Raw genomic sequence first — 24,240 nt, 5'->3', positions numbered from 1 at the left:
TACAAGTGGTTATAGGTTGACTCATCCCAACAGTTTTGACGATTGCTATGACAGCTCAAGCTTACACTGACAGTTTTAATTGGTTGCCATGACAGTTCGTGTACTTGCCATTACAGTTTCATCGATTGCCATGACAGTTCAGGCTTTCACTGACAGTTTTAATGATTGCCATGACAGTTCGTGTACTTGCCATTACAGCTTCATCAATTGCTATGACAGTTCGTGTACTTGCCATGACAGTTTCATCAATTGCCATAAGCTATGGCAAAATGCTTGTAGAATTAAATATCAAAAAAGACATGCACCAGTTAGATGCACGTCTTTTCCTATGTATCGCGGGTTATCTACCAAAGCATCGGTTTTTGAACCATGAGCCAGAGCATGATTAGCATAAGGCCGATATAGAGCCATGAAGTACCATTTAAACGATCAAGTATCTTATTTTTATCAGCATCTGGATTCTTAAATCTTCGTAGCACAACCGTAAATCCTCTTGCTAGGAAAACTCCAGATAGTAGCAAAACAGCAAGCGTCATGATTACCCATGACGTATACCATGGCCAAGGTCCAAATACCAATAGAAGGACACCCGTGTAGACGAGAACATGTCCTGCATGCATGACCAAGCGAATGATGACATTGATAATAGACAAGTAGACTTGCTCAATGTCCGTTTCAACGCCACGCACTCGCTTAATAATCGGCATCAATAGAAATAATGGACCTATGGCAAGGACAGCACTGATAACATGCAAAAAGACAATCGCGCCATAGATTCCTGAATTCATTCAGAACATCATTTCTCTACTGGGCTATATTCATGCACCCAAACACTCATCGTCGGTAACCATGGCATTTTATCATGCATCGCGAGAATAGATTGTTTGTATTCTTCCATCGTTGTGTAACCTTCTTGTTGTGCATGTTCGTCCGTCATTTCGCCGAGCGTCTGTGAATAAATTGTATCTACTTTAAACTCTTTCCCGTCGAGTACCATAATTTCACCAAGATCTGCATAAACACCATTACGGCGAGTAGCTGTCTTTTCGCCATTCAGCACTTTTTTAACATCTTTGGGTATCGTAACTAGCTTTTCAATCGTACACGTTTTTTTAGGTAGTACTACATTTGATTGTTCACTCATGTAAATCGCCTCATTTCATAAAATAACATCTCCTCTATCATAACTATTGTTAACAATTTTAGCGAGGTTCTCGATCTGAGACAAAAAAGATAACCAAGCGTATCGGCTATCTTTTCGTATATTTTAGTTATGAAATTAAGTTCAAAAACTGTCGGGTTCGTTCTTCTTTTGGATTTGTAAATAGTTCGCTCGGTTTATTTCGCTCAACTACTTTTCCATTATCTATAAAAATAACTTCGTCGGCTGCGTCTTGTGCAAAACGCATTTCGTGTGTAACGACAACCATGGTCATTCCTTCATTGGCAAGATCTTTCATGACCTGCAGCACTTCACCGACTAATTCAGGATCTAGCGCAGATGTAGGCTCATCAAACAGCATTACTTTTGGTTCCAATGCCAACGCCCTTGCAATCCCTACCCGCTGCTGCTGCCCCCCTGATAGTTGAAAAGGATAGAAGTCGAACTTATCACCTAATCCAACCTTATTTAACAAGTTCTCAGCTTTTTTCCGTGCTACATCTTTAGCTTCTTTTTTTACGATGACTGGCCCTTCCATCACATTTTCAAGAGCAGTCTTATGAGGAAACAAATTATAATTCTGAAACACCATACCTGTTTCACTTCTAAAATAGTCAATTTCTTTTTTTGCTACACGTTTAGAAAAGTCTGCTTCGTGGCCATCAAGGGTTATAGTCCCGGCTGTCGGGACTTCCAGTATATTCAAACATCTAAGCAGTGTCGTTTTACCAGAGCCTGATGGACCTATGACAACTACAACTTCCCCTTTATTCACTTCCAAATCAATTCCCTTTAACACTTCAAGGTCCCCGAACTTTTTATACAAGCCTTTTATTGAAATCATAGTTTGCACCTTCTAACAGTTGTTTTTTCAACTTATCACTTAGCCACATATCGATCCAGCCGATGTTCGATTCTGTCTTGAATTAAGGAAAGGATAAAACAAATGAGCCAATAGATAATCGCCGCTTCAGTATAAAGTAATAAAAACTCATAGTTTGCAGAAGCGATTTCTTGAGCCCTTCTAAACATTTCTGTCACTAAAATAAGCGATGCCAGCGATGTATCTTTCACAAGACTAATAAATGTATTCGATAAAGGCGGGATAGATACTCTCGTTGCTTGCGGCAAAATGATTCGCCTAAGCGTTTGGGTATAGTTCATGCCAATCGTATGTGCTGCCTCCCACTGTCCCTTCGGTATCGATTGTATTGCTGCGCGAATCACTTCTGAAGCATACGCCCCTACATTCAATGAAAATCCGAAGACGGCGGCTGGAAATGGATCTATAACTATTCCGACCGTTGGCAATCCGAAAAACAAAATAAATAGTTGTACGAGTAAAGGCGTTCCACGAATTGCAGATACATAAATTCTTGCGATAATTTGTAGCGGCTTGCTTGTTGATATTCTTCCTAACGCAGTTAATACTGCAAGAATAATTCCAAAGAAAAAAGAAAGAAACGTTAAAGGAAGCGTATAGTAAAGAGCTCCCTCCAGCAATGGCCAAAGGGATGTTAGGGCAATATCTAGAAGTCTTTGTACTTTCTCTGGGTTAGCTAAAATATTAGTTAAGGACATCTTCACCAAACCATTTCTCGGAGATTTTTAAGTATGTTCCGTCTTCAATCATTGCATTTAGTGCTTTATTTACTTCGTTAACAAGTGTTTCATTACCTTTTCTAAACATTAAACCACTTTGTGAAACGTCATCTGCTGTCGCCACAATTTGGACAGGTGCATCTGGTTTATGCTTCATAAAGTCTAAGAAAGATAAATTATCATTTATCGTTACATCTACACGTTTGGAATTGATGAGCTCAATAGCTTGGTTAAATCCTTCAACACCCACAATTTCAGCCTCGTAAGATCTTGCAGTGTCTGCATAGTTACTCGTTAATGACTGCGCAGACTTTAACCCTTTAATATCTTCAAAGCTTGTCACATCTTTATTACTAGTATTTGTAATGAGGACTGCAGATGATGAAATGTACGGTTCCGAAAAGTCATATTTCTCAATACGGTCCTCACGAATCCCTACTTGGTTTGCAATCATATCGAACCGTTTAGAGTCAAGCCCTGCGAAAATCGCATCCCATTGCGTTTCTAGAAATACAGGCTCTACCCCGAGTCGTTTCGCTATTTCTCTTGCGATTTCAACGTCAAAACCTGTAAGTTCCCCTTTCTCATCATGGAATGTAAATGGTGGATATGTTCCTTCTGTCCCGATTGTTAACTTGCCTTCATCCTGTATTTTCACAAGTAAATCTTCCGTTTTCTTTCCTGAATCACTGTTTCCTTTAGACTCTTCACTACCACTTGTATTTCCTTTATTAGCGTTTCCGCATGCAGCAAGTAAAATGATTGCTGTAAATAGTAGAATTACGCGTAAACTAAATTTCTTCATACCCATTCTCCTTAATTCATATTAACTTACTTGGTTATTAGCATCATACAACATTGTATGCACTTCGTCAAAAAATAGTTTCCTCAAAAAACCTTTCCTTTATTCTTTATACCTCGGAATCCCTAAAACTAACCACATTATTCACTCTACTACTACATTTCCTTAACTAACATGTACGCGGGTGTTGAAATATTAAAAAAGGCACAGTTTCCGGATAACCGAAAACTGTGCCTTCTATTTATCAACGATTATATCTGTTTCAACAAATTCGCCATCTCAATCGCTGCATTCCCTGCATCCCATCCTTTATTGCCGGCTTTCGTTCCCGCACGTTCAATTGCCTGTTCAATCGTGTCTGTTGTCAAGACACCGAAAATAACCGGGATGCCTTCCTGCAGATTGATGGCCGCGACCCCTTTAGCCACTTCATTACATACATAGTCGAAATGCGGTGTTGCTCCGCGGATAACTGTACCAAGTGTGATAACTGCATCGTACTTACCGGAAGCCGCCATCTTCTTCGCTATTAGCGGAATTTCATAGGCACCTGGCACCCAAGCAACCGCGATATCACTGTCGGCTACTCCGTGACGAAGCAATGCATCTTCCGCTCCGCTTAGTAATTTTCCTGTAATGAATTCATTGAACCTTGCTACCACGATTCCAACTTTAAGCCCTGTTCCAACTAAATGTCCTTCATAAATTGTTCTCATCATTATTCCCCCTCAATTATGCAATAAGTGTCCCATTTTATTTTTCTTTGTTTCCATATAAATTTTGTTCTCCACTTTAACAGGCATTTCGATTTGAATGCGCTCTGTTATTTCTAACCCGTGTCCTGCTATTCCAGCAATTTTACGCGGGTTGTTCGTCAGAAGATGAATCGACGTTAAACCGAGATCCCGCAGTATTTGTGCACCGATGCCGTAATCTCGAAGGTCATCTGGAAATCCTAATTTCTCATTGGCTTCAACAGTATCGTATCCTTCTTCCTGCAGCTTGTAGGCCTTCATTTTATTGACGAGACCTATTCCACGACCTTCCTGACGCATATAGAGTAAGACGCCTCTTCCGGCTTTTTCAATCTGTGCAAGTGCAGCTTGAAGTTGCGGACCACAATCACATCGACATGAGCCAAAGACATCGCCTGTCAAACATTCCGAATGAACGCGGACGAGTACATTTTCAGCATCTTCGATATCACCTTTTACCAAAGCAATATGTTCATGCCCTGTTTCTTTTTCAACGAAAGCGACTGCTTTAAAATCTCCAAAATCTGTTGGCAGACTAATATCTACAATGCGCTCAACAAGTTTTTCATTGATGCGACGATAAGCAATTAGTTCCTGAATTGTTAAGATAACAAGATCAAATCGTTCAGCTATCTCTTTCAACTGTGGACCTCTCGCCATTGTCCCATCTACGTTCATAATTTCACATATGACGCCGACTGGTTCTGCTCCCGCGAGCTTCGCGAGGTCTACAGCAGCTTCTGTATGACCAGAGCGCTTTAGGACGCCGCCAGACTTCGCTATTAGCGGAAATATATGTCCTGGTCTTCTAAAGTCTGTTGGACCTGCTTCAGTCCCTAGCATCCTTAATACTGTTTCCGACCGTTCAAATGCAGAGATTCCAGTATGACAATCCGCATGATCAATGCTAATCGTAAATGCAGTTCCGTGCACATCACTATTATTTTCTGTCATAAGTCCGAGTTCAAGCTGTCGCGATTTCTCTTCGTCTATCGGCACGCAAATCAATCCACGGCCTTCCGTCGCCATAAAGTTAATGATTTCGGGTGTAGCGAATTCACCAAGTGCAACAAAGTCACCTTCGTTCTCTCGGTCTTCGTCGTCAACGACAATAATTGCTTTTCCTTTTTTTAGTTCTTCAATTGCTTTTTCTACGGTAGAGTACATCTGCTTTGCCCCCTTAACTGAGGAATCCACTGGCGATAAGGGTATCCATTGTTAAACCGCCAGTTGGATTCTCTTTGTCTGTAGTTATTAGCCGTTCTATATATTTCGCGAGCATATCGCATTCTACGTTCACTCGATCCCCAGCCCGTTTTCGGCCGATGATTGAGTCACCTTGCGTGACTGGAATTAATGAGATGATAAAACCAATACTCGTCACACCAAATACAGTAAGTGATGTTCCATCCACAGTTACTGAACCTTTTGGGATAAAATACTTCAATAATTTAGTTGCGATACTGATTTCCATATAGATTGCATTTTCTTTTTGTCTAACCGAAACAATTTCGCCAGTGCCATCGACATGTCCACTGACTATATGTCCGCCGAAACGACCATTCGCCGCCATCGCACGTTCTAAGTTAACTGGACTTCCCGTACGCAATGCTTGAAGCGTTGTCGCTTTAACAGTTTCAGGCATGACATCAGCTGTAAAATGATTGCTCGAGAAATCTGATACCGTCAAACAGACACCATTCACCGCCAGACTATCGCCTTTTTTAACATCGCTAAGCACTTTGCTACAACGGATTGATAGTTGCAAAGAATTCGCCGCTGGCCTAACCGCTGAAACTGTTCCTACTTCTTCAATAATCCCAGTAAACAACTGCTGTCAATCCTCCTTCAGAAACCTGGCATGAAAGCTGAAATCGTCTCCTTTTTGTCGCACATCTAAAAAACGCAGGGATTCGCTTTCTGCCATTAGGTTCCAAGTATCATTCATGAACAATGAAGAACCGTTGTCGAATAATTTCGAAGCCATATACAAATACAGTTCATCTGCGAGACCTTCATTGATGAAATTGGAATGAACTTTGCTACCGCTTTCAACGAACAACGTCATGATTTCTTTATCAGCAAAACGTTTTAAAACTTCATTCAAAAAAGATACGTTTTCTGAAATCCTTTTAATTGAAACTAAAGGATGTTCAAAAAAAGTAGTTTCAGAATGTGTTGAATCGAGTGTAAAAATAACTGTTTCTACAGCGCGGTCTGTAACAACATTCGCTGATTTGGCGTCCTGAGATGCCGGTCTAAATTAATTCGAATTGGGTTCTTTCCACCATGGGGCAAACGGGTGGTGAGGAAAGGGTTATCGTGAAGTACGGTTTGTACGTCTACCAAAATAGCATCATGGGTATGGCGGAGGTGATGGACATCGGTTCGTGATGCAGCCGAAGTAATCCATTTGCTGTCCCCGTTCTGCGTTGAAAGTCTACCGTTAAGAGTTGCGGTGGCTTTCAAGGTAACGTATGGTTTCCCGTATCTGATGAAATGAAAAAATGCTTGGTTTAACTGCTCTGCCTCTTCCTGTAAAATGCCGGTAATGACTTCAATCCCAGCAACTTTAAGAAGCCCGATTCCCGCTCCATTGACGGAGGGATTCGGATCGATAGACTCAACAAAAACACTTTGAATTCCAGATGAAATAATGAGATCTGTACACGGAGCTGTTTTCCCAGTATGGGCACACGGTTCCAGTGTCACGTATAGATCCGCACCAATAGAATTCGCACCTGCCATTGCCGGCGCATGCACTTCAGCATGAGCTGTCCCAATTTCCAAGTGCGCACCAGTCCCTAAAATCCGGCCGTCTTTCACACAAACAGCACCAACAAGTAGATTTGGCGAGGTTTGTCCTTGTGCACTACGCGCCAGTTCAAGAGCAAGTCTCATATAATGTTGAGGGTCCATTGGCATTCCCCCTTTCGTTTTTTGAAAGGGCAGAGCCTGCAAGCACAGCACGTATATCCAAACAACTTCTCCCATCCAGACTATAACTGTCGGTGCCGGAATTTCACCAGCTCCACCGCCTTCCAAGCAAGGAAGGACGGGTCACGGACTGACGAGCTATGCTCGATCACCGCCGGTAAGGAATTTCACCTTGCCCCGAAGAGTTTGTTTATACGTGCCGACTTAAAGTTATCATACTGCTGCCATAAAATCAAAAAAGACTCAGTCTGATTGAACAGAGCTGAGTCTTCTATATATGATGAAATAAGAATACCATTGCATTTGCAACATATAATAAAACCGAGAAACCGCTGCATATTACAGCGTTCTTCCGGGTTCATTATCCTATTGCTCGCGTTTAAATAACACTGACATTCTATTACTTATTTCTTCAAGTCTTCAATTGAATCGATGTCCATATACTTCGGTACCACTAGACCGACTTTGACACCTTCCATATTGACGCCAAGTTCTTCGAATTTACCTTCGAATTTATCAGCATATGTTTTATGTGTTAATGGCATCCAAGCTGCAAGCGATGCGTCTGCACTACCGTCAGCAACTGCAGTCCATAATGGACCTGCTTCAACTTGTGTTAATGTCACTTTATAACCCATATCTTCTAAAACAATTTTCATGACGTTATGACTAGCGATTTCACTGTCCCATGCAACGTAAGCAAGTTTGATCTTGTCGCCGTCAACTTTTTCAACGCCTTCTGTCCATACAGCCACTTTTTCTTCATTTGCTTCAACCCATTTTTGTGCTGCCGCGTCTTCTTTTTCACCTTCTTGAATAGCTACCATTATTTCTCCCATATCCTCTTCAGTCCAGTTGAACTTCGATAAGATTTGGTGCGCTTCTGGCAGATCTTCTGCTAATCCGATTCTTCCGATTGTACGGATCTGCTCTTCCCCACCGTACACACCTTTTGGATCTTCAAGATATTTCAAATCGTATTTCGCAAATTTCCAATGCGGTGTCCAACCTGTAACGATAATCGGTTGCTCTTTGTCATAAGCTTTTTTCAGTGAAGCTGTCATTGCCGCACTTGAACCTGTTGTTAGATCCCAATCTGTAAGGTCATATTCTGTAAGTACTTTTTCAGTAGCTTCCATGATACCTGCACCTGGATCGATACCTGTAATCTTATAGTCTACTGATTCACCAACTGTTTTCGTGGAGTCTCCGTCTGCTTCATTCTTGTCACTGCCACATGCAGCAAGTCCTACTGCAAGCAGAGCAACCGCTCCAAGTCCTAATACTTTTTTTGTTAATTTCATAGTTTAGTTCCCCCTTGTTTTTTCTTTCCTGCGTGTTGCGTGATGCGATCTAAAATGATGGCTACGATAACGATGGACAATCCGGTTTCAAAACCAACACCCGTTTTCAGTTGTGTAACAGCTCGATAAACTTCTTCACCAAGCCCTGGCGCACCAACCATCGATGCAATAACGACCATCGATAGGGAAAGCATAATACTTTGGTTGACACCCGCCATAATTGTAGGTTTTGCAAGCGGAATTTGTACTTTGCTCAATCTCTGCCAAGTAGTAGAACCAAATGCTTCTGTCGCTTCGATTAAATCTTTCGGAACTTGTTCTATTCCAAGCATTGTCAAACGAATTGTTGGCGGCATTGAGAAGATAACAGATGCCACAACACCTGGGACGACCCCGATGTTAAAGAAGAATATAGCTGGCAATAAATAAACGAAAGCCGGCATGGTTTGCATCAAATCCAATAAGGGATTGATGATTTTTCTTGCTGTCGCTTGTTGTGATCCCCAGATACCGACTGGAATTCCGATTATCAGTGCGAAGAATACAGAGGTGAGTACGAGCGCTAGCATTTGCAGCATCGGGTACCAATAACCCAAGTAATCGATGAACAGCAAGCCGAACAATGTAAATATGGCAATGCGGCGAGTAGATACGAACCACGCAAGCAAGGCAAATAGCACGGCAAGTAAAATAGATGGCACGATATCGAGCAATTCCACTGATCCTTCAACTATTCCTTTGAGAAAATCTGAAATCCCGTCAAACACTGTACCGAAAGTTAGTACGAGCCAATCGACTCCATTGTCAATCCACTCCGCAAATGGCAAACGAGGTAAATATTTATCCATTTATCTTCGCCTCCGTATCCGTATGTTCATCGGAATCGAAAGTTCCGTTATTATTGATAAACTGATTATCACCTGATAATGCACCAATCAATGCACCACGAATAATAATTCCCTGTAGCTTGTTATTTTCATCAACGACTGCAACCGGAATAACCGCTGTCGATACGATATCGAACAGATCGATTAGCACGGTATCCAGAAGAATCATCGGAAGGTCGGTAATCATTATTTCTTCAAGTGTCTTCCCTGTTTCAATAGCCAAACTCGCATCTTGGGCCGTGACCGCACCTAAAAGACGCTTTGCTTTATCGACAACGTAAATTGAAGATATCCCAAGTTGTTTCATCATTCGAAGAGCTACTCTCGCTCCACGGTCGATTTGAACCGTCTCTGCTTTTTTCATAATATGTCCCGCTGTCAATACTTTAGAAAGATCCACATCTTCAACAAAGCGTTCTACATATTCATTCGACGGACTCATCAATATCTCTTCGGGCGTACCCACTTGAACAATTTCCCCGTCTTTCATCAATGCAATGCGGTCGCCTATACGAAGTGCCTCATCTAAGTCATGCGTAATGAAAATAATTGTTTTCCCCATATCATTATGAAGTTGCAATAATTCGTCTTGCATATCTTTGCGGATTAACGGATCAAGCGCACTGAATGCTTCGTCCATCAGCAAAATATCTGGTCCATTAGCTAGCGCTCTCGCTAAACCAACACGCTGTTGCATGCCTCCGCTCAGCTGGCTAGGGAATTGATCTTCATATCCTGCAAGTCCGACTAGTCCTAAGGATTCTTTCGCTTTGACTTGACGTTCTGCCTTCGCTACTCCTTGGATTTCTAAGCCATATTCCGCGTTTTCAAGAATCGTCTTGTGGGGAAAGAGTGCGAAGTTTTGAAATACCATTCCAATTTTCTTACGCCTTACATTACGAAGTTGTTCTTTATTCATCCCAACGATGTCCTCACCGTCTAGCAGGATATTGCCCATTGTTGGGTCAATCAGCCTGTTCAGTAATCTAACAAGCGTTGATTTTCCGCTACCTGACAATCCCATAATGACAAATATTTCACCTTCGTACACATCGAATGATGCATTTTTCACCCCGACTGTTGCGCCGGTGGCTTTCAAAATCTCACCTTTTGTTTTTCCTTCATTTAGAAGCTGGGAAGCCCGCTTCGCATTTTTACCGAAAATCTTTGTGGTGTTTATCACTTGGATTTTCTTACTGGCAATCTGTTCACTCATACATACACTCCTTATATTTTCAAAACTGACGAATGTCTTCTAGTATAGCTGTCTTTTTTTTGCATTACAACCGTTTTCTCAATTTAAATGGTTTGTACAGAAAAAACTGTACGAACTTTTATTGCTACGAATTGCTTTTTAAGATAGGATATAATACGCTATAAGAAATGAGCTGGATCGGTTAATAAATGCCGGTTATAGTGGAGGGAAGACGTTGTATGAACGGTAATGAAAAACTTGAAAAAGCTCGTGAGCGGATTATTGAATCCATCGCACAAAATATACATCTTTATGGTCTTACACCTTCTGCTGGAAGACAGTATGGCACGATGTTTTTTCATAATGAGCCGTTAACATTGGATGACATGACAGAAGAACTCGGGATGAGCAAAACGAGCATGAGCACATCTGTCAGAGCACTATCCGATTTGAAGTTAGTGGAACGTGCTTGGAAAAGAGGGGTCCGAAAAGACCTTTATCAAGTGAAGGATGATTGGTATCAAAGCTTTATCGACCTATTTTCAATAAAGTGGAGAAGATCTGTTTCCTTTCATTCAGCTGCAATAAGAAGATCTTTGGCTGAACTGGAAGGACTTGTGAACGATCCCGCGATAGATGATGAATTGAGAGAAGAAGTAACTATAGATATTGAAAAATTACTATACCTACGAGATTATTACGATTGGCTTGATCGTCTTGTTGATGCTTTTGAAGATCATGATATTTTTAATCTCGTGCCAATTAAAAAGCCTGAACAGGATACGCCCAATAAGTGAACATAAGAAAAGCGGAAGGCGCCTTGGTAGACATGAAAAAGACGGCCAGTAAATAACTTGATCACACTATGGGCGCGCTACGTGTATGATTTATTTTAGATTGCTTTGGATTGAATGACTTCTACCGGGATATCTGAATATGTAGGGATGCGACTTTGTCGCATCCCTACATATTTTTCGGTAATCGTATAGTGGTCCTTCATCCGTCGCGCTCCAAATACATTAGTACACGAAGTGCTAAAGCTTTTTGGGACAAAAGAATAGACGATTGTCTACCTGGATAAAAGCCGCCAAAGATGTAATTTTGGCGGCTGATAATTTCTATATGGTTTTTTCTTATTTATTTTAAAGAAGTGTCACTTTCTATAAGACATCACATGGATAGATGCATAATCTCTGCTAAAAGTAAGCTAGGAACAAATTGTACAGGGTACTAGAGTGCTCGAAATGGTCCAGTCAAAATGGATTTCCCAAGCCTTACTCAACAGTGTTTTATACAAATAAATGGTTAATCAACAGACGTGTCTTCTTAACTGTCTATCACATTTTTTTAATACGATTGTATCCTTTTTCCCCATATGGCTGTAACTCTTCTACCCACTTATCCAACTGCTTCTCAAGGATTTTACTTTTACTAATCCCCTGCCAATCCTTTTCATCTATCGTTTCAAGTATTTCAATTTCAAAATTGTCTTTTCCATGTTCATCCCAATCGGTTTGTAGTTCTTTATTTTTATGCCCACCGGTAGTTAACATGAATTTTAATCCGTTCAATGTTTTGAAATTCGGTGTCGAATTTACAAAAAGCTTCCCGTTCTTTACATTCTTGATTTGAAATATTCCATAACTCGGTTTATCTTCTTTCGCCTTCAATTTCATTTCTTTTTTAAAATCCATTTCATCGACATCTCCTTTTTCTAGACTTTGCACAAGGCGATATGCACTTCCTTCAGCATTACGCGTTAACACATCACGGTCGACCATCTCCCGCCGTAACAGCATATAATCTTCGAAGATCGTCACCAAAATTGCATTGACTTCACCTTCTGAATACACTTTATTCGGTTTGAAGAGCAACGCAATTTCTGCTAGCAGGCGATTTTTTTCTTGCTCTTTCATACGTAGTGTTTTCAAACGCCCATCCTCCTCAGAGAAATAGCGCGCTAATTCTGTTGAAGGTTCAAATGATTTCTCATTCGGCTTATCGATATTCGGTTCATCTGTTACGATTTCTTGTTGCCGTTTCACTAAATTCATGAGAGCCAGCAGTGTTTTTGCTTGTTTTTCTTTTTTGCGTAATGAAAAACGATGATTACGAATCGTCGACATGCTTCCGATTTTCAGTTCCTGTTGAATTTCTTTATCTGAATTTCCTGCGTAAATCAAAGAAAGCAATTTCGACTGTTGGTCGGACAGCCCCGTCTGTTCCTTACCACCTGAGAGTAATCGTTCAAAAACACTGCCATGCGTCCTTTCAATATGGTGTTCCATATAACGCCAATCTGTGAAAAGTACATCTCCTACAGGATAAATGATCCCTTTTTCAACTTCTTCACCACATAATAAACAGCGATAATAACGATTCTCTTCGATGTATCCCTTTTCCATAACTTCTACCGGGTAATCTAGTGACATATCCATTTAAACATAAACACCTTTCTCTCCACACTGTTTTTATATAAACAAATATACACTTCATCTACGTTAAATACAATCTTATTTTTCTGTATAAAAAAACCGCACTCCATAGAGCACGGTTTTTGAACATCTTAGCATTCTATTTTATTACAGTTGTATCTAACTCAATTTCTACATTTCCTTTGATAGCACGACTAATCATACAGGACGTTTCAGCTTTTTCCGCAAGCTTGTGTGCCAGTGCTTCATCCTTTTCAGTTGCGTCCTTTTTCAATACGATTTCTGGTTTATGAATAATCTTTTTATATGTAATGACACCGTTCGTTACATCGACAACACCAACTGACTCCATCGTCAAGGCGACTTTCTCCAATTTACTTCGCTCCATCATAGCCGCAAGTGTAATAATATAACATGTCGCCGCTGCACCTAGCAGCATTTCATCCGGATTTGTACCAATTCCCGGCCCGTCCATTTCGGGTGGAATTGAAATCTCCGTCTTTAAATTTCCCGCATCGATTGTTCCTATATCATTCCGTAAACCTGGCCAGTCAGCTTTTAAATGGAAGTGATGTTGTGCCATAAGAAAAGTCCCCCTTTGACTATTTTGTTTCTTTCATTATACAGGTTACTATCCGTCGATTCAGTAAATCAAATTGAAGTAGTGAATTGATTGGCGTTAACCAACAGTTTATTGGAAAGAGAAGATAACTCTGACCCCGTTTTTTCAACAGCTTGCATCGCTTCAAATTGTTCCTGAAATGCGCGCATCATTTGAGCTGCATTACTTTTATTTTTTTCGGAAACATTTTCTACTTGTTTCGTAGATGCCTCCAATAACGGTAGTCCGCTTTCCAACGAGTTCAAGTGATCTTTCATAACAAATAACCTTCGATCCAATACCTTGATTTGATCTGCAGCGGCCTTGAAATTCCCACTATTTTCTTGTGTAATACTTTCAAAATTTATTGCATCTACTTGCATCTCTTCTATATTCAAAGTAGTCCTATCAACGGATTGTTCCATTTGTAAAATAGTACCTTTAATTTCTCCTGTAGCGTTAGCCGATTGCTCCGCTAATCGTTGGACCTCATTTGCTACCACTAAGAATCCTGCTCCTGCTTTTCCAGCTCTAGTTGCTTCGATTTTCGCATTTAATGCAAGCATACGCGTTTGGTCAGTAATGCTATCAATGGTGCTAACTACACTAGAAACGGACATGAACTTTTCATGTAACTCATCAATCGTTTGAATGACACTTTCCATACTTCGGAAGAAGATTCTCATCATTTTTGCTGCCTCGATTGTTGAAGTCTCTCCTGTTTTCACGACTTGTTTTGTAATCGTTGACTCATGAAAAACATCTTCCATTTCATTAAACAACGTAGCCATTTGAACTTTCATCTGCTGGAAGGCTTGCTGCTGTGTTGCTGATACAGAAACCGTCTCTGCAGCAATCGTCTCCAACTCTGAAACCTGAGCATTCAAATAATCATTTTTTGTCAGCAGCGCAGTTGAGCTGACGTTTAAATGACTTCCAGTCTGTGCTAGTTGTATACTAGTGTTTTTTATTTCCACGAGCATATAGGACATACTTTCAATCATCATCTTGAAGCTTTTAATGAGCGATTGGAATTCAGGTGTAGAAGATTGAATCGCCAAATCGACTCCTAAATCCCCTTCCCTGACCATGCGCATTTTTTGTTGCAATACAATTATCGGTTTCGTCATTCGGTGAATCGTCGGCGCAATCAGTAACAATGCGATGATTAACGCAATTAGGATCGATATCAAAATTTGGGTTCCCATTTCTTTCGTATCCGCCAAATAATCACTGTCCGGAACGACAATAACAAATTCCCCGCCTAACTCTTGAACACGATAATAGCTAATAGTATGCGGATTTCCTTGGATTGTTTCATGTAAAATACCTTTACCGTCTTGTTTGATTTTCTCCACAATTTGATTGGACAAACTCAGATTCGTATTTTTACTAACCGCAAAGGGAATCAGTTGATCATCTTTTGAGTAAAACATCGTTGCATTATAACCATCTTGAGTTAAGGATACATGCTGCCTCTTAACAGCCTCTTCAAGAGCAGACATAAAATTTTCCTTATTCCCGATATGTATCAACATCAATGTTTTCGCTAGATCATTGACAATTGTCACCTCTCGTTCCAAATGGGAAGAGACGAGTTCAATAGTGCTTTTCGTCATTTTTTCATATGCTGTGAATCCTATTGTAACCGTGGATATTAGCAGGATTGTTAGAATTGCGAAAAGTAATCGAGTTTTAAATGTGATGTTGGTAACTCTAGAAGATACATTCGTCCAGTTTACTTTTCCAAATCTTATCTTCTTAACGACTTCTTGTGCCAATCGACTCAATTTAATAACCACCTCACAGGAATTTATACTCAATTTTCTCATATACGTGTAAATTTCCTGTAAAGAGTGTGTAAATTTTCTGTATAGAATTTTGAATGTCTTTTTTATATGAACGAAAAAAAGCTATTCACGATGAATGTGAATAGCTTTTCGTACTGTTATGCTAACGCTTTTGCCAAGTCTTCAAGTAAATCTTCCACATCTTCAATTCCTACCGAAATGCGTACAAGACCATCTGTAATCCCCAGTTGCAATCTGCGTTCACGCGGAATTGACGCATGTGTCATGCGTGCAGGTATAGAAATCAAGCTTTCAACTGCTCCTAAACTTTCCGCAAGCGTAAAGTAGCGCAATTTTGCAAGCAACTCATCAGCTTTCTTTTCGCTTCCAACATCGAACGAAATCATACCACCGAAGCCGGTCGCTTGCCTTGTCATCAATTCTCGGCCCGGATGTGTTTTAAGTCCCGGATAATACACTTTCCCCACTGCCGCGTGTCCATCTAAAAACTCCGCGATTTTCTGCGCATTCACATTATGCTCTTCCATACGAAGTCCGAGCGTTTTTATACCGCGAATCAATAACCATGAATCCTGTGGCCCAAGAATAGCGCCCACCGAGTTTTGAATGAAATGTAAATCCTCTGCAAGTTTCTCTGTTGCTACCACGACAAGCCCTGCTACGACGTCACTATGACCTCCGATATATTTCGTCGCACTATGCAATACAATATCTGCGCCTTGAGCGATTGGTTGTTGAAAATATGGGGTCATAAACGTATTGTCGACAATTGTGAGCAATCCCTTTTCTTTTGCAAGCTTAGTAACAGCTTCAATATCCGTTATTTTTAACAGTGGATTCGTTGGGGATTCCACGAAAATCGCTTTTGTATTTTCTTTAATTGCTTCATCTACTTTCGTGATATCACTAGAATCAACGAATGTTGCCGAGATGCCAAAGCGATTTAACACTTTCGTAATGACACGGTATGTTCCACCATATACATCGTCTGTTAGAACAATATGGTCACCTTTACTAAATAACATCATAACCGAACTAATCGCTGCCATTCCGGAGCCAAAAGCAAAGCCCGCTTTTCCGCCTTCTAAATCGCTAATTAATACTTCTAGCGCATGACGAGTTGGGTTACCTGTACGTGAATATTCATACCCGTTAAATTGACCAACTGACTGTTGCTTGTACGTACTAACTTGATATATTGGTGTGGAAACAGCACCTGTCGTTGCATCTCCAACAATACCGCCGTGGATTAATTTCGTTTTTGCACGCATGAATTATTCTCTCCCTTTAAATAGATCATAGATGTTCTGACTTAAATAACGCTCACTTGAATCAGGAAAAATGGTAACGATATGGCTTCCCGCTTTCGCAATTTCAGCTTCACGTAAAGAACCATAGAATGCAGCGCCAGAAGAACTTCCAACGAGCAACCCCTCATTTTTCGCCAATGAACGCAATTGCATGAACGCGTCCTCATCGCTAACTGTATGAATGGCATCAAAATACGTTGGGTCCATGTAGTCTGGTAAAAACTCCATTCCAATTCCTTCTGTTACATGAGATCCTGCTGCTCCACCGTTGAGTATAGAGCCTTCAGGTTCCACGACAACTGTTTTCACACCCGGGTTGCGTTCTTTCAAAAACTGCGAGGTCCCCATAAATGTACCACCAGACCCCGCTCCCGCAACAAAAACGTCGATTTCCCCATCTAAATCACGCCATAATTCGGGTCCAAGTGTTTTCATATAAGTCGCCGGATTTGCGGGATTTGAAAACTGTGATGGTGTAAAAGCACCGGGTGTTTGTAAAACAAGCTCCCTCGCTTTCTCAATCGCACCTCTCATGCCTAGTTCGGTTGGTGTATTGATGATTCCAGCACCAAGTGCACGCATAAGTGTTTGTTTTTCTAAACTAAACTTTTCTGGAACGACAAATATCACATGATAGCCTTTCCCAATCGCTGCAAGAGCCAAGCCGATACCCGTATTTCCCGCCGTCGCTTCAATAATTGTTCCACCTGGCAACAAGCTTCCCGATTGCTCTGCATCCTCAATGAGTGTTAATCCGAGTCGATCCTTTACGCTTCCCCCTGGATTTAGATACTCTAGCTTCGCGAATATCCGACAATTATTTGGAATATGAATACGACTAATCTCAACAACCGGCGTGTTTCCAACTAATTCTTGTACACTGCCGTAAACTTTCATTACACTTCCTCTTCGTACACGTGGCGCCATTCATCTTTTTTCGCAAGCATACTTCTCGCTAACTCTTTGGCACCTTCCAAACTATGGTTTGCGGCCCACCCACATTGCACTTCGTTACACGCTGGCACTTCCGTCGCTACGAGTACATCTCGCAGAGTATTTTCTAAAATGACTAGAATATCTTCGTAATCATCATGATTAATAACAGATAAATAAAAGCCTGTTTGGCAACCCATCGGACTAAGATCCACAACTTTATCAGAATGATTACGAATGTTCTCCGCCATTAAATGCTCGATGGAATGTAGTGCGTCCATTTTCATAAACTGTTTGTTAGGTTGTGTGAAACGTAAATCGTACTTATACACTTCATCACCATGACTTCCCTGTTTCGTCCCTGCTAAACGCACGTACGGTGCCGCAACTTTCGTATGATCTAAGTTAAAACTTTCAACATTCAACTTTTTCATCGTAGTCTCCCCTTATTTTTTAGTCGCGTCCATTAGCCAGACAAAATCGTTCAATTGTTTAAACGTCACTTCGAATCCGGCTTCTAGAAATAGTTTCAACAATACGGGCAGTACTGTGTAATATTCACGTTCTAAATCGTCTGCAACATTATGAAAGTTTCTTGCCCGCTCCTTATCTATCTGAGCCTGCTTTGCATCTTCCGTTATAAAAATGGTATCGGCAAAGACGACTTTTCCATTTATCGGTAACAATTGTGCATACTTCTTCAGCGCAATTCCTTTTTCTTCATCTGTTAAATGATGAAATACATATGAACTTGCGATTGAATCAATTGTTATACCATCAGTTTCAAAATCAATTAAATCCCCATCTTTGACCTCAATTGAAGGAAATCGCTCCGCCGTTAATCGCCGCATCGCAGTGTTCGGTTCAATGCCAATCACTTGATGACCGGCATCTATTAATTTTGCTGTCAGATTTCCCGTCCCTGTACCGAATTCAAGAATAGTTCCAATAACTTTGCTTGCGACAGCATTTAGAATCTCGTCATAGCCTTCAAATACATCACGGTATTCAGGATCCTCCCCAGCAACTGATGCGTCATACAAGTGAATCCACTCATCAAAAATATCGATGAATTCGCGTCCCATAATAAAACTCCTTTTTTCAAGTATATTATTCCGAGTAGTTTACTACGGTATAGGCGTAATATCAATATTTATACCACACCCCATCTAGAAATGCCAATAAAAAAACAAAACGAAGTCTTATTCGCCCGCATCAATTGCTCCCTCATCATTTCGTAAACCGGGCCCGCACGCTACTTCCCATTTGCTCATATAGATAGATGATAAACAAACAGTTGCAGGGGGAAATAAGTATGCAATGGATATCTATATTATTAATCGGTATTGCTGCAAACATTGATAATTTAGCAATAAGTGTTTCATACGGCTTAAAATTAAAAAGAATTCCTTTCCTATACAATTTCATTATTTCTCTTATTTCTATTGTATTTGCATTCTTCTCCATATCAGCGGGGAGTTTTTTATCCAATTACTTTTCACAATCAATAGCTAACTTCACTGGCGGCTTCTTAATTACCATCCTTGGTATATGGTTTATAGCGCCATTGCCATTTTTCATTAAAAATAAATCCATTCAAACAGAAGACAATAGCCCCGTATTTATAGGTTTAGAACAACCAATGAAAATCACTTTAAAAGAATCAACTTTTTTGGGATTTCTACTTTCCTTAAACTGCTTAACAATTGGTTTTGGGGCAGGTATTACAGGCTTCCCTCCGCTTTTCACTTCAATCTCAATTGGACTATTTTCACTGATTTCAATTTCTCTAGGTATTAAAATCGGTAATACAATTGGCAATACACTATTCGGCAAGTACTCCTCTAAAATCGCCGGACTTTTGCTCATCATAATCGGCATTTATGAAATGTTTTTCTAATAGTACTTACTCAATTTCGCATAAATAAATGTAAAAATCATAACGACATCCCTATTCGCAAATGAGATAGTCAAATCAGTATCCATCACTATAATGGCACCAGTTTTACCTACCTTCTCATTCAACATTACCTTCTTTTCTTATCGAAGTTTTCAGAAACATATGGTACACTTAAGACCACTACTTGAAAACGCTTACATTACTTATCAGCTTCAAAAGGAGGGGTTTTATGGTGCTCGTACTCCAACAACGACAGGAACAGAATCTGTTAATGACATTCGAGTTAAGACAAGCAATTGAAATACTTCAATACTCGACGTATGAACTTGAACAATTTATAAGGCAACAAGAGCTTGAAAATCCGATTATCGAACTGAAAGAAAAAAATACATATGAAGAGAGAGTGAATCAGCGGACATCTACTTTTGGTTCTTCCGAGATGCCGGAGGATCTATTCCAGTGTACTGAAAGAAACATGCGGGACACACTATTCGATGACGCAAAATTCATTTATTCAGACGAACACATCCAAAATTTGTTAAAGTATCTCATTTATAATCTGGATGACAATGGCTATTTACGTGTTCTTGGTAAGGATCCAGATTTCTATCTAGAATTTGATGAATTTGATATTGATAAAGGAATTCTTTTACTTCAAGAAGTGGGTCCAGTAGGAATTGGGGCTAGAGACTTAAAGGAATGCCTGCTCTTGCAAATTACATACACCTATCCTGAACAAATGTCAGCTGCCTTTTTAGTAGAACATCATTTAAACTTGCTTGCTGACCATAAATGGAATGAAATCGCCTTACAAATGAACATCGAAATGAGGGAAGTAAAAGAGCTTTACGATTTCATACAAACGCTTAACCCGAGGCCAGGCACATTTATTTCCAATTTCCCAACTGAGTATTTAACTCCTGACATTATTGTCGAATCAAAAGATGATAAATTAGTTTTCCATCTGAATGACGGCTATTTACCAGCTATTCATGTCAATAAAGAGTACACGCAACATCTTCAAACGAAAAATGATGTATCAAAATATATCCATACTCAATATAAAAATGTAGAATGGCTTCTTAGCAGTATTGAACAGCGCCGAAATACGATTATTAAAATTGTGCAAGTCCTGTTAGATAGACAGGAAAGTTTTTTTATAAATGGACTCTCTTCATTGAGACCATTAACGCTAAAAGAAGTAGCTGATGAAATTGAAATGCACGAATCAACTGTCAGCAGAGCGACTACCAACAAAGTCATTCAGACCGCGTTCGGTTCTTTCGACCTTCGAATTCTGTTCACTTCGAAGTTAGAAACTGCGGACGGCACTAGCATTTCTCAAACGAAAGTGAAAACACTTTTGGAGAATTTTATAGCTCAGGAAAATAAATTCAAACCCTATTCTGACCAAAAAATAGCAGAATACTTTAATCGCGAAAAGGGCATCACAATCTCTAGGCGAACAATTAGTAAGTATAGAGAGGAGTTAAATATACCTTCCTCCAGCAAACGTAAAGATATTCAAGTATAATTCACAAAAAAAGCACGGAGAGTACTTGACTTATTTGTCAGGTACTCTCCGTGCTCATTTTAGTTAACTTCTATCGCATGTTCTTCATGTTCATGTAATTCTTTATCATCTTTTACGTGGATTTGAATTTTGTGCGGACCTACTTGTGCAAATGTGTATGAAGCTGTATATTCACCGGCAACTAATTCTTCAACGTCGACCCAGTCGTGTTTGTCCGGATTTTCTTCATTCCAAATTTCATAGCGTACTTGTGCTTTTTCAAATGGTTTTCCATCTAATTGCAAGTGAACGACAAATTCAGTAGATTCGCCGGACTTCATATTTTCAGGTTTCATGAAGTGCATCGAAAATCCTTCTGCATGCCCATGTTCGTGTTCAGCTTCGCCTTCAATGGCTTCTTCATAATTCCCGCCATTACCTACTGTCACTTCTTTTTTCGGCATTGTGTGCAAACCTCTTGCTGTTACATGCACTTGAACGTGGAAAAGACCGTCATGCTCAAAAGAAGTTTCTGCTGTATACAAACCGTCTTTGTCATTCGTCGATTCAACCTTGAAACTTTCGTGTTTTTTTCCTTCTTCCCATACTTCAAATTCAACTTCATCAGCGTCATCTACTTTGTCATCGCCCTGTGTAACAACTGCTTCCATCTTTATAATACCATTCACATCAACTTGTTCTGTCACTGTTAGCTTCACATCCAGCGGTAGAGGTACTCCTGTTTCGTCCACTTTTACCGCTTCTTCTTTACCGCATGCTGCCATAGCGGCCAGCATGAATAGCCCCACTAACAAACCAAATTTCCTTTTCATCAAGATTCCCCCATAGTCGTTTTACTTAACGTAGTTCCTTATGTTCGTTATGATTATAATAGATAAGTTAGAACTAAGTGTGAACTACCGCGCTTCACATGATTTTCACATTTATTAGAGAAAATGAGTACAATGAGCAACCTATAATTGAAATGAGGTTTTATCTTGAATTCATCCACCATTATGATTATAGACGATGAACCACAAATGAGGAAACTGATTCGAATGTTCCTCGAAAAAGAAGGTTACACTGTCGTCGAGGCTACAGATGGGATCCATGCACTGTCTTTGATAGACCAAACAAATCCACAGTTGCTACTAGTAGATGTAATGATGCCCTTCATGGATGGCTTTACATTCGCCAAAGAAATAAAGCGGACATCGACAATCCCACTCATCTTTCTATCAGCAAAAGGAGATGAATGGGATAAAATACAAGGTTTAAAGCTTGGCGGCGACGATTATATTGTCAAACCATTTTTACCGGGAGAGCTTCTTGCAAGGATTGAATCCGTTCTGAGACGATCTTATCAAAATATACCAGTTGCCGATACATTAACTGTCGGGCCACTCGTAATCGATAATGGAGCACATACTGTGTCATTGAATGGAAAACCCTTATTATTAACATTAAAGGAGTTCGGTATGCTTCATGTGCTTGCTAAAAATAAAGGTCGCGTCTATTCAAGGGAACAACTGCTGCACATCGTCTGGGGTGAAGAACATCAAAGTAGCGAGCGTACAGTCGATACACATATCAAAACGTTAAGACTTAAAATGGGTAATAACGGTGATCTAATTGAAACAGTTTGGGGTATCGGCTACAAATTCGAGGTGTGAAGATTGAAGACACTTACATTAAGCAAAAAAATAGGTATAGTCCTGATTTCCAGTATCGGGTTTACAATTCTTTTTTCCTTTTTCTTCATCCATTATCTCTATTCTGAATTGTATTTGACAAGTATTGAAGAATCCATTGTCTATCAAGGGAAAAGGACGGCTTCTCATTACCATTACGGGGAATTAAGTGATGAAATCATCGATAAAATCCAATGGTATAACATCGTGTCAGAATATGAAATTATCGTAGTTGATAACTTAAAGGATCTCACTTCCTATTTCCCTTACGAGGTCAATTATGAAACACTTGTCGATGCAAATGACATGGCTGAGTTGGAAAAAGGAGCCTATGTATTAAAAGAGGGATTCGTAAAAGAACTTAACCATGAAATTCTAGGCGCCATTTTTCCAATCAAAGGTGAGAACGGACTTATCGGTTTCATCTATATTTATGTTCCACTTGCGGCAGTTCAAGATGTATTCCGGGGAAGCATTCCAATACTTTTGATCGTTGGCTGCTTATTTTTCTTCATACTCTTCTTAGTTGTCAATCGCACTTGGCATTCTTTATTCAAACCGTTGCAAGATCTTCAGCGACTTTCTTTTGAAGTATCTAAAGGGAACTATTCAAACCGGATTCAAAGCGAAAGGAACGATGAGGTCGGCCAATTGACGAAGGCGTTCAATTTGATGAGCCTTTCACTTGAACAACAGGAAGAACGAAAAAAGGAATTCACGTCAAACATCGTGCATGAACTCCGTACACCGCTCACCTATATTAGCGGTTACACGCATGTTCTTAAAGACAAAATATATTCATCGCCCGAAGAAGCACAAAGCTATTTGACAACGATTGAAAAAGAAACAGATCGACTGACCAAATTGATCACTGATCTTGTGGAATTAAATCATCTTCAAGAAGATTTGTATACAATTGACATTCAGCCTATTGCCATCGCGCAATTATTAGTAGATACAGTTGGTTTGTTCACAATTCATATTGCAGAAAAAGAATTATCTCTCGAATTGACTATAGAAGAAGAACTTATTCTAACAGCTGATCCAAAAAGAATTCAACAAATTTTTTACAATACCATAGACAATGCCGTGAAGTATTCCGCCACAAACGGAACCTTGGCAATTGAATTAACGAAAAAAGATGCTTTCCTTCAATTCCGAGTGACAAATGATGGAATTCTTATTGACGATGAAGATCTAGAGCGAATTGGCGATCGTTTTTTCAGGACAGATAAAGCCCGGAATCGGACAACCGGTGGAACAGGCTTAGGGCTCCCTATTGTCAAAGAAATCATCCGACTGCACAACGGAACTTTCGAGATGACTAGCGACACCATGACAGGAACAACCGTAACGATTCGATTGCCCGGCTTATCTATTGATGAACAAGAAGAGGTGTAAT

24 protein-coding genes, 1 pseudogene and 1 riboswitch are annotated in these 24,240 nt (G+C 40.0%); of the genes and pseudogenes, 5 read left to right on the top strand and 20 right to left on the bottom strand.

The window, feature by feature from the left end; genetic code table 11:
* Positions 1-344: 344 nt before the first annotated feature.
* From H7992_RS07770 to H7992_RS07710, 12 genes and pseudogenes are all read right to left on the bottom strand, one after another.
* Positions 345-788 (bottom strand): hypothetical protein, encoded by a 444-nt coding sequence (locus H7992_RS07770; RefSeq protein WP_067207205.1) that lies wholly within the window; start codon positions 786-788, stop codon positions 345-347.
* Between the two features lie 8 nt (positions 789-796).
* Positions 797-1,144: an ASCH domain-containing protein gene (locus H7992_RS07765; protein ID WP_187047177.1), complete on the bottom strand. Its 348-nt coding sequence runs from the start codon at positions 1,142-1,144 to the stop codon at positions 797-799.
* A 127-nt stretch (positions 1,145-1,271) separates the two neighbouring features.
* Positions 1,272-2,006, bottom strand: a complete 735-nt coding sequence (locus tag H7992_RS07760) for an amino acid ABC transporter ATP-binding protein (protein WP_067207201.1) — start codon at positions 2,004-2,006, stop codon at positions 1,272-1,274.
* 35 nt (positions 2,007-2,041) lie between these two features.
* Positions 2,042-2,743 (bottom strand): amino acid ABC transporter permease, encoded by a 702-nt coding sequence (locus tag H7992_RS07755; protein WP_067207199.1) that lies wholly within the window; start codon positions 2,741-2,743, stop codon positions 2,042-2,044.
* Positions 2,730-3,569, bottom strand: coding sequence for an amino acid ABC transporter substrate-binding protein (locus tag H7992_RS07750; protein WP_187047176.1), 840 nt, complete (start codon positions 3,567-3,569; stop codon positions 2,730-2,732). Before H7992_RS07750 ends, H7992_RS07755 begins: the two co-directional genes overlap by 14 nt.
* Positions 3,570-3,817: 248 nt before the next feature.
* Positions 3,818-4,282, bottom strand: a complete 465-nt coding sequence (gene ribE / locus H7992_RS07745) for a 6,7-dimethyl-8-ribityllumazine synthase (protein WP_067207194.1) — start codon at positions 4,280-4,282, stop codon at positions 3,818-3,820.
* 12 nt (positions 4,283-4,294) lie between these two features.
* Entirely contained in the window at positions 4,295-5,488 is a 1,194-nt protein-coding gene (locus tag H7992_RS07740) for a bifunctional 3,4-dihydroxy-2-butanone-4-phosphate synthase/GTP cyclohydrolase II (RefSeq protein ID WP_187047175.1), read from the bottom strand.
* A 13-nt stretch (positions 5,489-5,501) separates the two neighbouring features.
* Positions 5,502-6,152: a riboflavin synthase gene (gene ribE, locus H7992_RS07735; RefSeq protein ID WP_067207188.1), complete on the bottom strand. Its 651-nt coding sequence runs from the start codon at positions 6,150-6,152 to the stop codon at positions 5,502-5,504.
* Positions 6,153-6,158: 6 nt separating this feature from the next.
* Positions 6,159-7,222 (bottom strand): annotated as a pseudogene (ribD, locus tag H7992_RS07725) (bifunctional diaminohydroxyphosphoribosylaminopyrimidine deaminase/5-amino-6-(5-phosphoribosylamino)uracil reductase RibD).
* A gap of 77 nt (positions 7,223-7,299) precedes the next feature.
* Positions 7,300-7,447, bottom strand: a riboswitch (FMN riboswitch).
* Positions 7,448-7,662: 215 nt separating this feature from the next.
* The gene (locus H7992_RS07720) at positions 7,663-8,562 is read right to left on the bottom strand and encodes a glycine betaine ABC transporter substrate-binding protein (RefSeq protein ID WP_067207184.1); all 900 of its coding nucleotides are present in this window, start codon (positions 8,560-8,562) and stop codon (positions 7,663-7,665) included.
* Entirely contained in the window at positions 8,559-9,410 is an 852-nt protein-coding gene (locus H7992_RS07715) for an ABC transporter permease (protein ID WP_067207181.1), read from the bottom strand. The genes H7992_RS07720 and H7992_RS07715 overlap by 4 nt, the downstream gene beginning before the upstream one ends.
* Entirely contained in the window at positions 9,403-10,665 is a 1,263-nt protein-coding gene (locus tag H7992_RS07710; protein ID WP_067207174.1) for a quaternary amine ABC transporter ATP-binding protein, read from the bottom strand. Before H7992_RS07710 ends, H7992_RS07715 begins: the two co-directional genes overlap by 8 nt.
* A gap of 218 nt (positions 10,666-10,883) precedes the next feature.
* Between H7992_RS07710 and H7992_RS07705 the strand changes: the two genes are divergently transcribed.
* Complete coding sequence (locus H7992_RS07705; RefSeq protein ID WP_187047173.1) at positions 10,884-11,441, top strand: GbsR/MarR family transcriptional regulator; 558 nt, start codon at positions 10,884-10,886, stop codon at positions 11,439-11,441.
* A gap of 540 nt (positions 11,442-11,981) precedes the next feature.
* Here the strand turns inward: H7992_RS07705 and H7992_RS07700 are convergent.
* From H7992_RS07700 to H7992_RS07670, 7 genes are all read right to left on the bottom strand, one after another.
* Positions 11,982-13,082 carry a DUF2087 domain-containing protein gene (locus tag H7992_RS07700; RefSeq protein ID WP_187047172.1) on the bottom strand — a complete coding sequence of 367 codons (1,101 nt, stop codon included), beginning with the start codon at positions 13,080-13,082 and terminating at the stop codon, positions 11,982-11,984.
* Between the two features lie 136 nt (positions 13,083-13,218).
* On the bottom strand, positions 13,219-13,662 hold the full coding sequence (locus H7992_RS07695) for an OsmC family protein (RefSeq protein ID WP_187047171.1): 444 nt from the start codon (positions 13,660-13,662) through the stop codon (positions 13,219-13,221).
* A 68-nt stretch (positions 13,663-13,730) separates the two neighbouring features.
* Entirely contained in the window at positions 13,731-15,470 is a 1,740-nt protein-coding gene (locus H7992_RS07690) for a methyl-accepting chemotaxis protein (protein WP_187047170.1), read from the bottom strand.
* Positions 15,471-15,628: 158 nt separating this feature from the next.
* The gene (locus H7992_RS07685; protein ID WP_187047169.1) at positions 15,629-16,762 is read right to left on the bottom strand and encodes a bifunctional cystathionine gamma-lyase/homocysteine desulfhydrase; all 1,134 of its coding nucleotides are present in this window, start codon (positions 16,760-16,762) and stop codon (positions 15,629-15,631) included.
* A 3-nt stretch (positions 16,763-16,765) separates the two neighbouring features.
* Positions 16,766-17,698, bottom strand: coding sequence for a PLP-dependent cysteine synthase family protein (locus tag H7992_RS07680; RefSeq protein ID WP_187047168.1), 933 nt, complete (start codon positions 17,696-17,698; stop codon positions 16,766-16,768).
* A complete protein-coding gene (locus tag H7992_RS07675) occupies positions 17,698-18,168 on the bottom strand; it encodes an S-ribosylhomocysteine lyase (protein ID WP_187047167.1) in 471 nt (156 codons plus the stop codon). The genes H7992_RS07680 and H7992_RS07675 overlap by 1 nt, the downstream gene beginning before the upstream one ends.
* A gap of 12 nt (positions 18,169-18,180) precedes the next feature.
* Positions 18,181-18,819, bottom strand: a complete 639-nt coding sequence (locus tag H7992_RS07670; RefSeq protein WP_187047166.1) for a class I SAM-dependent methyltransferase — start codon at positions 18,817-18,819, stop codon at positions 18,181-18,183.
* A gap of 230 nt (positions 18,820-19,049) precedes the next feature.
* On the opposite strand from H7992_RS07670, the gene H7992_RS07665 reads away from it, so the two are divergent.
* Together H7992_RS07665 and rpoN are read left to right on the top strand one after the other, a co-directional pair.
* Positions 19,050-19,634, top strand: coding sequence for a manganese efflux pump MntP (locus tag H7992_RS07665; protein WP_187047165.1), 585 nt, complete (start codon positions 19,050-19,052; stop codon positions 19,632-19,634).
* 229 nt (positions 19,635-19,863) lie between these two features.
* Positions 19,864-21,168: an RNA polymerase factor sigma-54 gene (rpoN, locus tag H7992_RS07660; RefSeq protein WP_187047164.1), complete on the top strand. Its 1,305-nt coding sequence runs from the start codon at positions 19,864-19,866 to the stop codon at positions 21,166-21,168.
* A 59-nt stretch (positions 21,169-21,227) separates the two neighbouring features.
* On the opposite strand, the gene H7992_RS07655 is transcribed toward rpoN, so the two are convergent.
* Positions 21,228-21,980 (bottom strand): FixH family protein, encoded by a 753-nt coding sequence (locus H7992_RS07655; protein WP_187047163.1) that lies wholly within the window; start codon positions 21,978-21,980, stop codon positions 21,228-21,230.
* A gap of 165 nt (positions 21,981-22,145) precedes the next feature.
* On the opposite strand from H7992_RS07655, the gene H7992_RS07650 reads away from it, so the two are divergent.
* Both H7992_RS07650 and H7992_RS07645 read left to right on the top strand, forming a co-directional pair.
* On the top strand, positions 22,146-22,820 hold the full coding sequence (locus H7992_RS07650; protein WP_231885784.1) for a response regulator transcription factor: 675 nt from the start codon (positions 22,146-22,148) through the stop codon (positions 22,818-22,820).
* 3 nt (positions 22,821-22,823) lie between these two features.
* Positions 22,824-24,239, top strand: coding sequence for a sensor histidine kinase (locus tag H7992_RS07645; protein ID WP_187047162.1), 1,416 nt, complete (start codon positions 22,824-22,826; stop codon positions 24,237-24,239).
* Position 24,240: the final 1 nt, after the last annotated feature.

The sequence above is a fragment of the Sporosarcina sp. resist genome (assembly GCF_014302295.1).
Classification (GTDB): Bacteria; Bacillota; Bacilli; order Bacillales_A; family Planococcaceae; genus Sporosarcina; species Sporosarcina psychrophila.
The sequence above is the reverse complement of the archived record's forward strand: the minus strand, read 5'-3'. Positions and strand labels throughout refer to the sequence as shown.